Origin of the sequence: Schlesneria sphaerica, assembly GCF_044336245.1 — a bacterium.
GTDB lineage: Bacteria > Planctomycetota > Planctomycetia > Planctomycetales > Planctomycetaceae > Schlesneria > Schlesneria sphaerica.
Map to the genome: position 1 here is coordinate 1,994,633 of NZ_CP172346.1, position 13,567 is coordinate 2,008,199.

Consider the following 13,567-nt stretch of genomic DNA (forward strand, 5'->3'; position numbering starts at 1 on the left):
TTGCGAACCAAGACCTATGAAATCCGGTTTAACAATTGGGACCATCGGAAAACTCGACCGGTTTGTGGATGGATCCAGCGTGATCCATCTCGGGGCCTCTCAACCGGTCGGAGCAATGGTCTTTTCAACGCCAGCGATGATCGACCTGATGGAACACGCGGCTCGTGAGGCGCTGTTACCGTTTCTGGAAGACGGAGAAGAATCAGTCGGAGCGACAGTTTCCGTCGAACATCTGGCTGCCACCCCGATCAATTCGGTCGTTCGTGCCGAGGCGAAAGTGACGGCGATCGACGGACGGTTGATTGATTTTGAACTGGCGGCATTCGACACCCAAGACCAGATTGGTCGTGGTACACACCGCCGTGCAGTGATCCGCACCGAGAAGTTCGCTGCCAGGCTGGACGACAAAGCCAGCCAAATGCGGGAGGGGTCAGTCCTGCCGGTCTCACCGCAACCGAATCATTCGGACCTGCCTCCCCTCAAGACGTTACGAGTCGAACGAGCGGGGGCCATCGCCACGGTCTGGCTCAACCGTCCTGCAAAGCTGAACGCGGTGGATCGACAGATGACGGCGGATCTGGAGGAACTCAACGCCTGGCTGGCGGGTCACCCCGACGTTCGAGTGGTGATCGTGACGGGCAGTGGAGAAGCCTTCTGCGCAGGGGACGACGTCACCGAGGTCGGCACGCTCGATCTGGCGGAAGCAACCCGACTCAGCCATCGACAGGCATCTCTGTACCTCGCCTGGGAGAAACTGCCTCAGGTATTCATCGCGGCGATTAACGGAGTGGCATTTGGAGGGGGATGCGTGCTGGCATATTCGTGCGATTTCCGCATTGCCGCACATTCGTCGCGCTTTTCCATGCCCGAGATTAAACTGGGTTGGCCACCCGGCTATGGAATCGCTCAATTGACGGCACTGGTTGGCAAAGCCCGCGCCCTCGAGTTATGTCTTACCGGCAAACAGATCACCTCGCAGCAAGCCAGCCAGTACGGTCTGGTCCATGATCTCGTTCCTCAAACGCGGCTGCTAAGCAGCGCAGGGGAGCTAGCCCAGCAATTCCTGGCTCAGCCCGCCGCCGCTCTTCGTCTGACAAAACAACTGATCCACGCGGACGAAGGAACACAAGCAAAGCAGGCCTACCTCGCAGATACGGCAGCCTACATCCAGTGCCTAGGATTACCCGATGCGCAAGAAGGGATCGCTGCTTTCAATGAGAAACGGAAACCACGCTTCAATGGAAAGTAAGCCTGCCTGAGCGTCCGCAGCAACCCCCAAACCGGAAGTCAATTAGAGGATTTCAGTTCTGTCAGTAACCCTTCCAGAATCATGGGGTCCATCGGTTTAACGATGTGCAAATCGAAGCCTGCATCTCGGGATCGCTTCTTATCTTCGTTTTGTCCCCACCCGGTCTGGGCAATCAGGACGGTCTCTTTCCCCCAGGGTTGACTGCGGATCTCGCGGCATGCGTCATAGCCATTCATTCGCGGCATGCCAATGTCCATCAGAATGACGTCCGGACGGAACGTGGCGGCCAGTATGACTGCCTCTTCACCATCGTTCGCTGTATGGACTTCGTTCCCCATGATCTTGAGAATTCTGGCCAGACTGGTCGCCGAGTCCTCGTTGTCATCGGCGATCAGAATTCGGCGGGGCGGCGTCGATGTTGCGGCGGGCCCGCCGGGAGAAGACGGCTCAGCGGGACTGCTTTTCAGGACCGCGAGTGGCAACCGAACGATGAATTCGCTTCCCCTTCCGCTGCCGTCACTGTGAGCTTTTACGTCACCGCCGTGCATTTGTACCAGGCGCTGGACAAGTGACAGTCCGATTCCCAGGCCACCGTTTGAGCGTTCCAGCGATTGATCGACCTGAGTGAACAGCTCGAAGATCTGATGGAGCATCTCGGTCGGAATCCCAATGCCATTGTCCTTTACACTGACCACAATTTCGCGCCCCACTCGGGCAGCGGTCAGGGCAATCTGTGACCCTCTTTCACTGTATTTTGCCGCGTTATTCAGTAGGTTCGCGAACACCTGCCCTAATCGGGTCACGTCTGCATCCATAAAGAGTGGTTCGGACGGCAGATCAACACGGAGTTCGTGACCACTCGATTCAATCAAAGACCGGCTAGTCTCGAGGGCGTTGTTGAGAATCACATTGAGATCCACTCGTTCAATCCGCAGGTCCAGTTTACCCCGGCTGATTCGGCTGACATCGAGCAGGTCGTCGACCAGATGAACCATCTGCGCGAGCTGCCGTTCCATTACAGTCCGCGCCTCCTGGACGATCTCCGCGTCCCCAGGTGCCAGCTTGATGATCTGGAGCGAATTGCGTATCGGGGCCAGCGGATTGCGAAGTTCGTGCGCCAGGGTGGCCAGGAACTCATCCTTACGGCGGTCCGCTTCCGTGATCGCCTGCTGCAGTTTTTTCTGCGACGTGACATCCACCATGACCACGCCAGCACCGATTGTTTCCGTCTGCACCTGGACCGGGTAGTAACTCGCCAACCAGTGCAGAACATCCCCGGAGGTCGCTGACGTACCCGATACTTCGATATTCACGACGGGCTCACCAGCGATCGCCCGTTGAAGTAGCGGCTGCAGGTCGGGCCACAGGTCAGGCACAACCTCCGCCACCTTTCGACCGAGATGATCGTTGAGTGGGACACCGTGGTAGTCGGCGAGAGTTTCGTTAACTCGAGCGAATTTCAGATCTCGATCGATAAACGCCAATCCCACCGGTGCTGTTGCAGCTAGAGTATCAAGTAACGCGAAGGACTCTTGGAGCGCTGAACTGATTTCAGCGAGCGCCTGGGTTCGGTTTGATACCCGCTGTTCGAGTGTTTCATTGAGCTGCCTGAGATCATCTTCAACCCGCCGCCGCTCTGCGTTCTCGGCGATGAGCGCGCGATTGGCTTCTGCAAGTTCACGTCGTTTGCTGTAAAGTTCAGCAAAAACAGCGACTTTTGACCGCAGCACCGCAGGATTCACGGGTTTGTGGAGATAGTCCACAGCCCCCGTTCCGTATCCTTCGAGCATGTGCTGATCTTCGTTGTAGTATGCGGTCAAAAAGATAATCGGAACGCTGGCCGTTTTCTTTCGTTCCTTAATCATCTGAGCCAGCTCAAACCCTGTCATTCCCGGCATGCGGATATCAAGAATGAGCAGCGCAAACTCATCTGCCACCAGCGCCAGCAGGGCTTCGTCGGGAGATTCTGCTCGCACCAGCCGGTAGTGCGGATCATCGAGGATCGTTTCCAGAACCGTCAGATTTTTCGGCTCATCATCCACGATCAGGATATTAATGGCGCCGCTGTGCGATGCAGACATCGGAGCCTCCTTGAGGGGTGATTGCCTGAGAGAGCGATCAGTGAGCCCGCAGATCGACGAGCGTGAATCCATGTTCATAACAGCAGTGGTTTTATCAGGGTCGAAACTATCGGAACAGCCAGACACGCAACAACGAGAGTAACTGGTCCGTATTCACCGGTTTGGCGATGTAGTCACTTGCGCCGGCGTCGAGGCATTTCTCCCGATCGCCTTTCATTGCCTTTGCCGTCAGGGCCAGGATCGGCAGCGTACGAAATTCGGGGTCTTTGCGGATCTCCCGCATCGTTTCGTAACCGTCCATTTCCGGCATCATGATGTCCATGAGAACCATACTCAGGTCGGGCGTATTCCTGATCATTTCAATCGCCGCCCGGCCGTTCGTCGCGGTCAGTACGTCCATTTCCTGATTCTCAAGCAACGACGTCAATGCAAAGATGTTACGGGCATCATCATCCACAACCAGTATCTTTCGATGATGCAAGACTTCGTTGGAATTATGCAGTCGCTCCAGCATCTTGCGTTTTTCCACCGGTAGATCGGTGACGACGCGATGCAAAAATAGCGCCGTCTCGTCAAGCAGCCTTTCCGGCGACTGCACGTCCTTGAGAATAATACTTCTTGCCATCACCTTCAGACGGTTCTGTTCCTCCATGGAAAGTTCTTTCCCTGTGAAGACCACGACGGGAATATCCGGTTTCGGCGTCTGTTTTTGAAGGTACTCAAGCAGTTCAAAACCCGACATATCGGGCAGCCTCAGGTCGAGAACCATGCAGTCGAAAGATCCTTCTTCGATGGCGGCCTTCGCTTCGCCGCCAGAGCCCGCGGCAACAATTTCCACATCGCTGTGTGCAAGCAGATCGACGATCGACTGCCGTTCGATGTCGTTGTCTTCGACGATCAGAAGTCGTTTTGTTGTGGTACTGATGAAATGCCTGATCCGATCAAAAGCTGTCTCCAGCCCCTCCGTCGTCGATGACTTGACGAGACACGCGAACGCGCCATGTGCCAGACCGTGCTGACGTTCCTCTTCCATCGAAACAACCAGTACAGGAATGTGTCTGGTAACAGGATCCAGCTTTAACTGATTCAGCACGGTCCAGCCGAGCATGTCAGGCAGGAAGATATCTAAAGAAATCGCTGTCGGATTGAATTGTCGTGCTAATGACAGCCCTAACGATCCCTTATTTCCAACGATTCCTTTGAAACCTTTATCTCGCGCCAATCCCAGCAGAATTCGGGCATAATGAGGATCATCCTCGATAATCAGCATGATCAGGTCACCCTCGTCGACGGCCTTGCGATCATCTTCGACATGTTCTTCGGCGACCATTGGCCGTACAGTAATGCTCTGAGCCACATCTGGTACGAGATTGCTGGTTGCGGCGGGGCTCGGAGAATTCGCGGGCCCCGAATAGTGCAGTGGAAGATAAAGCGTGAATGTGCTTCCCTGACCATGGATGCTGGTCAGTTTAATCTCGCCCCCTAGCAGGATGGCCAGCTCGCGACTGATCGCCAGCCCCAACCCCGTTCCACCATACTTGCGAGACGTCCCCGCATCCGCCTGCTGGAAGGCTTCGAAAATCAGTCGTTGCTTGTCAGGGGGAACCCCGATCCCGGTATCTTCCACCGAGAATGCAAGCACCTGCTGGGTCGAATTGAGCACGGGATGATCGATACTCCATCCTTCCGTCGCGAACCGAACTCCCACTTCGACGTGTCCGTGGGAGGTAAATTTGACCGCGTTCGAAAGCAGGTTTTTCAGAATCTGCTGCAATCGTTTTGGGTCGGTGTCCATGGACCGTGGAAGGTCTTCGGAGAAGTGGACATTGAACGGAAGGTTCTTCGCTTCGGCCACGTGACGGAAGTTCCGGTCGATGGTATCCCGCAGTCCCGCAAACGGAATCTCTTCGACGTCGACGGTGACCGTGCCCGATTCGATCTTCGACAGGTCCAGAATGTCATTGATCAGATGCAGCAGGTCCGAGCCGGAGGAGTTGATGTTGCGCGAGAACTCGATCTGCCTGGGAGTCAGGTTGCCGCCCGAATTTCCCGCGAGCTGCTGACTGAGAATCAGAATCGAATTCAGCGGCGTTCGGAGTTCATGAGACATGTTCGCCAGGAACTCGGACTTGTACTTGGATGTCAGCGCAAGTTCCTCGGCTTTTTCTTCCAGCGCCCTGCGGGCCTGTTCCACTTCCCGGTTCTTCCGTTCCACTTCTTCGTTCTGCTCGGCCAGCAGTTTGGCTTTCAGCCCCAGTTCACGGTTCGTTTGCTGAAGTTCACTCTGACGGGACTGAAGTTCGACGGTCAGTTGCTGCGATTGCGACAGCAGGCCTTCAGTCCGCATCGTCGCCTCGATCGTATTGAAGACAGCTCCGATGCTTTGCGTCAGCAGTTCCAGAAATGCGAGCGATCCCGCACTAAACTGCTGAAGCGTCGCCAATTCAATCACCGCCTTTGTCTGTCCTTCAAACAGGACCGGCAGCACGATGATGCTGAGGTGCTGCGCATGACCAAGGCTCGAATGGATCGAGATAAAATCGGGTGGAACGTTCGTCAGCAGTATTCGCTTCTTGTCGACCGCACACTGGCCGACCAGACCCGAGCCTGGCCGAATCTCTGCCTCGAACTGGCGGCTGCCGACGTGCGCGTAGCTCGACAGCAACTTGAGCGTTGAGCTGCCCTGATGGTCTGTCAGGTGATAAATCGTTCCCTGATGTGCGTCGACGAGCGGCGCCAGTTCCATCAGCAGCAACTGCCCGACAGTACTCAGTTCCCGTTGACCTTGTAACATCCCCGTGAACTTGGCGAGGTTCGTTTTGAGCCAGTCCTGCTCACGGTTTCGCTGTGTCGTTTCTCGCAGGTTCGAAATCATCGTGTTGATGTTGTCTTTGAGTTCGGCGACCTCGCCGCGCGTCTCAACCTGAATTGAACGAGTTAAGTCTCCCTTCGTCACCGCCGTAGCCACCTCAGCGATCGCACGGACCTGCGTCGTCAGATTTGCGGCCAGCAGGTTGACGTTTCCAGTCAGATCCTTCCAGGTCCCTGCAGCACCGGGGACGTGAGCCTGACCTCCCAATCGCCCTTCGACACCCACCTCACGGGCCACGTTCGTTACCTGATCGGCAAACGTTGCGAGGGTGTCCGTCATGTTATTAATCGTGTCCGCCAGAGCGGCAACTTCCCCCTTGGCCTGCACCGTCAGACGCTGCGTCAGATTGCCATTCGCGACGGCGGTCACCACCTTCACGATTCCGCGAACCTGCTCCGTCAGGTTGGAAGCCATGAAGTTCACATTGTCCGTCAGGTCTTTCCACGTTCCTCCTACCCCCGACACCTGCGCCTGACCACCCAGCTTCCCTTCAGTACCGACCTCACGAGCAACACGGGTCACTTCTCCGGCGAACGAGTTCAACTGGTCCACCATCGTATTTATCGTGTTCTTCAGCTCCAGAATTTCACCTTTGACGTCGGCGGTGATTTTTCGGTTCAGGTCACCACGCGCCACGGCGGTCGTGACTTCGGCGATGTTTCGCACCTGAGCGGTCAGGTTGGCCCCCATCGTATTCACCGAGTCAGTCAGGTCCTTCCAGGTTCCCGCAACGCCGGGCACAACAGCCTGAACGCCCAGCCGTCCTTCGGTTCCCACTTCCCGCGCCACGCGGGTCACTTCCGAGGCGAACGAGCGAAGCTGCTCGACCATCGTATTGATGGTTTCCTTCAATTGCAGAATCTCACCCCGCACGTCCGCGGTGATCTTCTTTGACAGGTCTCCATTCGCCACAGCGATCGTCACTTCGGCGATATTGCGGACCTGCCCCGTCAGGTTTGATGCCATGGAGTTCACGTTATCGGTCAGGTCCTTCCAGGTCCCCGCCACTCCCGGCACCACGGCCTGGCCCCCCAGCTTTCCTTCCGTACCGACTTCACGAGCCACTCGGGTCACTTCAGAAGCAAACGCCGACAACTGATCGACCATCGTGTTGATGGTTTCCTTCAGTTGCAGGATTTCTCCTTTCACATCGACCGTGATCTTGCGGCTGAGATCTCCGCGGGCGATGGCCATCGAGACATCGGCGATGTTGCGGACCTGCCCCGTCAAGTTCGACGCCATAGAGTTGACGTTGTCAGTTAGGTCCTTCCAGGTGCCGGCCACGCCCGGAACTTGTGCTTGCCCTCCCAGTTTCCCGTCGGTCCCCACCTCACGCGCGACGCGACTGACCTCGGCTGCGAACGATCGAAGCTGGTCCACCATGGTGTTGATGGTTTCTTTCAGCTCCAGAATCTCGCCCCGCACATCGACGGTAATCTTCTTCGAGAGGTCACCGTTCGCGACGGCAATGGTCACGTCTGCGATGTTGCGGACCTGATTGGTGAGGTTCGACGCCATCGAATTCACGTTGTCCGTCAGGTCTTTCCACGTTCCCGCAACCCCTTCGACTTCGGCCTGACCACCCAGTTTCCCATCGGTACCGACCTCGCGCGCCACGCGGCTGACTTCGCCCGCAAACGCGTTCAACTGGTCGACCATGGTGTTCAAGGTGTTTTTGAGTGCCAGGATTTCTCCTTTCACTTCCACCGTGATCTTGGACGACAGGTCTCCCTTGGCGATCGCCGTGGCGACTTCCGCAATATTGCGAACCTGCCCGGTCAGGTTGGACGCCATAAAATTCACGTTGTCGGTCAGGTCTTTCCAGGTGCCGGCGACGCCGGGGACGGCGGCCTGCCCCCCCAGTTTCCCTTCCGTGCCAACCTCACGTGCCACGCGTGTCACTTCGGCGGCAAACCCGTTCAACTGGTCTACCATCGTGTTGATCGTGTTCTTCAGCTCAAGAATTTCGCCTTTCACTTCCACGGTGATCTTGCGACTGAGATCGCCCCGGGCGACGGCCGTGGTCACATCGGCAATGTTTCGTACTTGTGACGTGAGGTTATTGGCCATTGAATTCACGTTGTCGGTCAGGTCCTTCCAGGTACCGGCAACCCCTTTCACCATCGCCTGGCCACCCAGCTTTCCTTCCGTACCGACCTCACGAGCAACACGGGTCACTTCAGAAGCGAACGCCGAAAGCTGTTCGACCATCGTGTTCATGGTCTCTTTAAGCTGTAGAATTTCGCCCTGCACGTCGACGGTAATCTTCTTCGAAAGGTCCCCGTTCGCCACGGCCGTCGCGACATCCGCAATGTTGCGAACCTGGTCGGTCAAGTTGGAGGCCATGGAGTTCACGTTGTCGGTCAGGTCCTTCCACGTCCCGGCGACGCCCGGCACCTGAGCTTGTCCCCCCAGCTTGCCTTCGGTACCGACTTCGCGCGCCACACGTGTCACTTCACCGGCAAACCCGTTGAGCTGGTCCACCATGGTGTTGATGGTGTTTTTCAGCTCAAGAATTTCTCCCCGCACATCGACGGTGATGGTCTTCGAGAGGTCTCCGTTCGCCACGGCGGTCGTCACTTCGGCAATGTTACGGACCTGGGATGTCAGGTTCGTCGCCATCGCGTTGACAGAATCGGTGAGATCCTTCCAGGTACCGGCGACCCCCAGCACTTCGGCCTGACCGCCCAGTTTTCCTTCGGTACCGACTTCGCGCGCTACGCGGGTCACTTCTGATGCGAACCCGTTGAGCTGGTCCACCATGGTGTTAATGGTGTTTTTCAGCTCAAGAATTTCCCCTCGCACATCTACCGTGATTTTTTTGGAGAGGTCGCCATTGGCCACGGCGGTCGTCACTTCGGCGATATTGCGGACCTGCCCCGTCAGATTAGAGGCCATGAAGTTGACATTGTCAGTCAGGTCTTTCCAAGTCCCCGCTACGCCAGGGACATCGGCCTGCCCTCCCAGCTTCCCTTCGGTTCCCACTTCACGCGCCACGCGGGTCACTTCTGAAGCAAAGCCGTTGAGCTGATCAACCATGGTGTTCATGGTGTTTTTCAGCGCCAGGATCTCTCCCTTCACTTCGACGGTGATTTTGGAGGAAAGATCCCCTTTGGCAATGGCCGTTGCCACATCGGCAATATTGCGGACCTGGCCCGTCAGGTTCGATGCCATCGAGTTCACCGAGTCGGTCAGGTCTTTCCAGGTACCGGCCACCCCGGGCACTACCGCCTGCCCCCCCAGCTTCCCTTCGGTACCGACTTCGCGCGCTACGCGGGTCACTTCGGAGGAGAACCCGTTGAGCTGATCAACCATCGTGTTGATCGTTTCTTTCAGCTCGAGAATTTCCCCTTTCACATCGACGGTAATCTTTCGCGATAGATCGCCCCGCGCGACAGCGGTGGTCACCGTCGCAATGTTACGGACCTGAGCCGTCAGGTTCGTTGCCATGGCGTTCACAGAATCCGTCAAATCTTTCCACGTCCCGGCGACCCCTGGAACAACGGCCTGTCCCCCCAGACGTCCGTCGGTCCCGACCTCGCGAGCCACACGAGTCACTTCCGAAGCGAATGAACGAAGCTGGTCGACCATGGTGTTGGTCGCTTCTTTCAACTGGAGAATTTCCCCGCGCACGTCCACGGTAATCTTTTTGGAGAGATCGCCTGTTGCCACGGCAATCGTGACTTCAGCGATATTCCGCACCTGGGCAGTCAGATTGCCTGCCATCTGGTTGACCGAATCCGTCAGATCCTTCCAGACACCGGAGACACCCTTTACTTGGGCTTGCCCCCCCAATTTTCCTTCAGTCCCGACCTCACGAGCCACACGAGTGACCTCAGAGGTGAACACGGATAGCTGCTCGATCATGGTATTGACGAGTTGTGCTGATCGAAGAAATTCTCCCTTGAGCGACCGACCGTCGACTTCCAGTTCCATCGACTGACCGAGGTCTCCCTTGGCGACGGCACCGATCGTCCGGGCAATTTCGGTCGTGGGCCGCACCAGATCGTCAATCAGATTGTTGATGGAGTCGGCTTCCACCGCCCATTCGCCAATCGCCCCCGGAAGCGTCATTCGCTGCTTCAAGCGTCCTTCGCGACCAACCGTGTTGCTCAGTCGTGCGACTTCGAACGCAATCCGCTGCTTCTGAGCAATTGTTTGATTGAACGCTTCAGCGATACGAGCTTCCGTTCCCAGCCAGTCTGATGGCAATCGAACGGTAAAGTCACCATCCCGAAAGGCGACCATCGCCTGCATGAGTGCTCGAGCATGTGACTCTGAGAGATCCGAATGATTGCCACGCCCCTCTTTTAACCCGACAGTCTGACCGACGACGTTCTCAGATTCCGAGGCAGTGGTCTTGTGAAAGCGAGGGTCGCTCGAATCCGTCATGATTGACTCATCCAGTTATGAAGAACTGCGCGATCATTGCAGGATTAGCCTACCAGATGTCTCTCGTATCTCAGTGACAAATCCCTGAGGGAACGATTTCATCGGGGAGCTAAAGCGGCGGTAGAATGGGGAAAGGCTTCGATTCCCGATCTGGGTCAGACTGCTGAAACTCGGGAAGCGGCACGTGAGTTTCGACAATCAATCGAGATTCAACCGGAGTACGCAACGTACCGGTCAGTTGCAGCAGCAGGCAGGTAGACAGATCTGTCTGCGAGACATGTGGGAATTGAATCATTCCGGGCACCGAACCTCCATGGTCGTAGCTTCGCGTATATCCCCGAACGTCAGCCCAATCAGATGAGGACCGGCGCGCTGGAATGGCGACACCTGGTCCACTGTGTGAACTGAATTTCCGAAATTCTCTGGAGCGCTCTTGTTCTCATCGATGGGCCCAGCATCAATTCACGACCATTATCGTGAATTCAGGGTAGCAATCAAACAACTCCGGTTCTGAATTCGGGAATGGCCGAATCTTTTCGATTCGGATGTTCAGATCGATTCGCCATGAAATTCGCATGGCTGGCCTGCGCGGGGAGAGAGTTGGTCCAGTCGCGCGGCCGCTGGCGAAGTCGAAAGAGAATCGAGAGTGACACCGGCCTCGCGACGCAAAAGATTCGGTCGACGAAAAGGGCGGATGAAAGTACGCTCGCACGGGCCACTTCCGCTCGCGCAGTTCAAACAACTACGCGAGCGGGAACCCGTTGGCAGCTTGTCTCAGCGGATCTAACAACGTCGCTGACTCTGACACCGACTACGATGCGGCCGATAACTGTTCGTGGGCGTTCAGGATCAATCGCTCCGTTTCTTCCCAACCAATGCAGCCATCGGTGATGGACACACCGTACTTCAGCGACTTCAGGTCGCTGTTCAGCGCCTGGTTACCTGGAAACAGATTACTTTCCAGCATCAGTCCCACGATATTTTTGTTGCCTGCCAGACGCTGCTTCAAGCAAGCATCCCAGCAGACATGCTGCAACAGGTAATCCTTGTTGGAATTGGCGTGGCTGCAGTCGACCATCAGGCGCGGATGGAGCTTCGCCGCATTCAGCCGGCTCAGGCTGTCAGCCAGACTCTCGGCCCCGTAATTCGGCCCCGATCGTCCCCCCCGCAGAATCAGGAAGCCCCAGGGATTCCCCTTGGTATTCACGATGCACGTTTGTCCGTCAGCGTCGATGCCCAGGAAACTGTGCTGGGAACGAGCGGCGAGCATCGCGTCGATTGCGACCTGCAAGCTGCCGTCGGTGCCGTTCTTGAACCCGACCGGCATTGACAGGCCGCTGGCCATCTGCCGATGGGTCGGTGATTCGGTGGTTCGAGCGCCGATCGCGGTCAATGAGATCAAGTCGGCGATGTACTGAGGTGTGATCGGTTCCAGTAGTTCCGTCGCGGCTGGAAGTCCCATATTGGCGACTTCCAGCAGGATACGTCGACCGATTCTTAGTCCCGTCGCAATATCGAACGTGTCATTCAGGTGGGGATCGTTGATCAATCCCTTCCAGCCGACGGTCGTGCGTGGTTTCTCAAAGTAAACCCGCATGACCACCAGAATCTGGTCTTTGACGCGGTCAGCCAGTCCTTTGAGTCGGCGGGCATATTCCAGGGCCGCGACATGATCATGAATCGAGCACGGTCCCACGACGGCGATCATTCGCGACTCTTCACCGAGCAGGATTCGCTTGATCGATTCGCGCGCGTCGATCACCGTCCTGACGGCGACATCGGAAATGGTCTCTTCTTGCTTGAGATATCGCGGGGATACAAGCGGGATCGTTTCGCTGATATGGACGTCTTGCAGGGGTTGAACAGGAGAAGAATCGGTCATTGGCCATTCCTAGTGTTTGCAAAAATCTAGTATAGGATCGACACGACCGACTCGCCATTGGTTCTGTGCCATTTTTTGCGAGACACATCGGTACCACACTCATGGCCAGTCCCTGGCACATCAGATGAAGGCCAGATCGGAATCCGGGAAGCGTCAGGCGGCCTTTCATTTCTTGTCGGTTGCCGACTCGATGCGGGAAGACATATTCCGCGAGGATTGACCGTTACCCTGAACAGCACGATTTTTACGAAGAGAATGATTCTCCGGCAATCCCTGGCGACGTCCCACATGACGAGAACGTCGCTTCCCTCAAAATAGCTCGTACCATACACTCCGGCTTATCCACGTGATCCACCCGTAGAGATCAATAAAAACCATTTCCGCCGCAGAAATTTCGAGGAGTTCGTTGTTCATGACCGAGCAGAAGGCCACTAACGTTACCTGGCACGCACACGCAGTTTCGAAGGAAGATCGTTGCAAATTGAATGGCCACAAGGGGGCCGTCCTGTGGTTCACTGGACTTTCTGCCTGTGGAAAAAGCACCATTGCGAATGCCGTTGACCACAAATTGCACAAGTTGGGCAAGCGAACCTTCGTTCTCGACGGCGACAACATCCGTATGGGCCTGAACAAGAACCTTGGTTTTTCGGCAGAAGATCGCGCCGAAAACATTCGCCGCATCGGCGAAGTCGCCAAGCTGTTCGCTTCAGCGGGAACGATCGCACTGACCGCGTTCATTTCGCCTTACCGCGCTGACCGCGATAAGGTTCGCGAAATTCTCCCCGGCGAATTCATCGAAGTCTTTGTCGACGCTTCGCTGGAAACCTGTGAAAAACGGGACCCGAAGGGCCTGTACAAAAAGGCACGAGCCGGCGAGATCAAGAATTTCACCGGGATCTCCGATCCTTACGAAGCCCCCGAAAAGCCAGAACTCGTCCTGGATTCGAACAGCAAGAACATCGACGAACTGGCGGACGAAGTCATCGCCTACCTCGAAAAGAACGGCTTCCTGTCAATCTAATTGACTCTCGCTGCCGAAAAAATTGAGATCGACCTCGGTTTCGCCAGGAAACCGAGGTGATTTTGTTTCC

6 protein-coding genes are annotated in these 13,567 nt (G+C 56.3%); 2 read left to right on the top strand and 4 right to left on the bottom strand.

All coding sequences use genetic code 11. From position 1 onward, the window contains the following. The first annotated feature begins 16 nt into the window (after nt 1–16). Nucleotides 17–1,249 carry an enoyl-CoA hydratase-related protein gene (locus ACGY09_RS07355; RefSeq protein WP_397571045.1) on the top strand — a complete coding sequence of 411 codons (1,233 nt, stop codon included), beginning with the start codon at nt 17–19 and terminating at the stop codon, nt 1,247–1,249. A 38-nt stretch (nt 1,250–1,287) separates the two neighbouring features. Here the strand turns inward: ACGY09_RS07355 and ACGY09_RS07360 are convergent, their stop codons facing one another. The 4 genes from ACGY09_RS07360 to ACGY09_RS07375 form a co-directional block, all read right to left on the bottom strand. After that, nucleotides 1,288–3,330 carry a response regulator gene (locus ACGY09_RS07360; RefSeq protein ID WP_373650925.1) on the bottom strand — a complete coding sequence of 681 codons (2,043 nt, stop codon included), beginning with the start codon at nt 3,328–3,330 and terminating at the stop codon, nt 1,288–1,290. Between the two features lie 106 nt (nt 3,331–3,436). Continuing rightward, on the bottom strand, nt 3,437–10,459 hold the full coding sequence (locus tag ACGY09_RS07365) for a HAMP domain-containing protein (protein ID WP_397571858.1): 7,023 nt from the start codon (nt 10,457–10,459) through the stop codon (nt 3,437–3,439). Between the two features lie 244 nt (nt 10,460–10,703). Next, a complete protein-coding gene (locus ACGY09_RS07370) occupies nt 10,704–10,889 on the bottom strand; it encodes a hypothetical protein (RefSeq protein WP_373650924.1) in 186 nt (61 codons plus the stop codon). Nucleotides 10,890–11,405: 516 nt separating this feature from the next. Then, complete coding sequence (locus tag ACGY09_RS07375; protein WP_373650923.1) at nt 11,406–12,476, bottom strand: 3-deoxy-7-phosphoheptulonate synthase; 1,071 nt, start codon at nt 12,474–12,476, stop codon at nt 11,406–11,408. Between the two features lie 412 nt (nt 12,477–12,888). Here ACGY09_RS07375 and cysC point away from each other — a divergent pair, with 412 nt between their 5' ends. Beyond that, the gene (gene cysC / locus ACGY09_RS07380) at nt 12,889–13,497 is read left to right on the top strand and encodes an adenylyl-sulfate kinase (RefSeq protein WP_373650922.1); all 609 of its coding nucleotides are present in this window, start codon (nt 12,889–12,891) and stop codon (nt 13,495–13,497) included. Nucleotides 13,498–13,567: the final 70 nt, after the last annotated feature.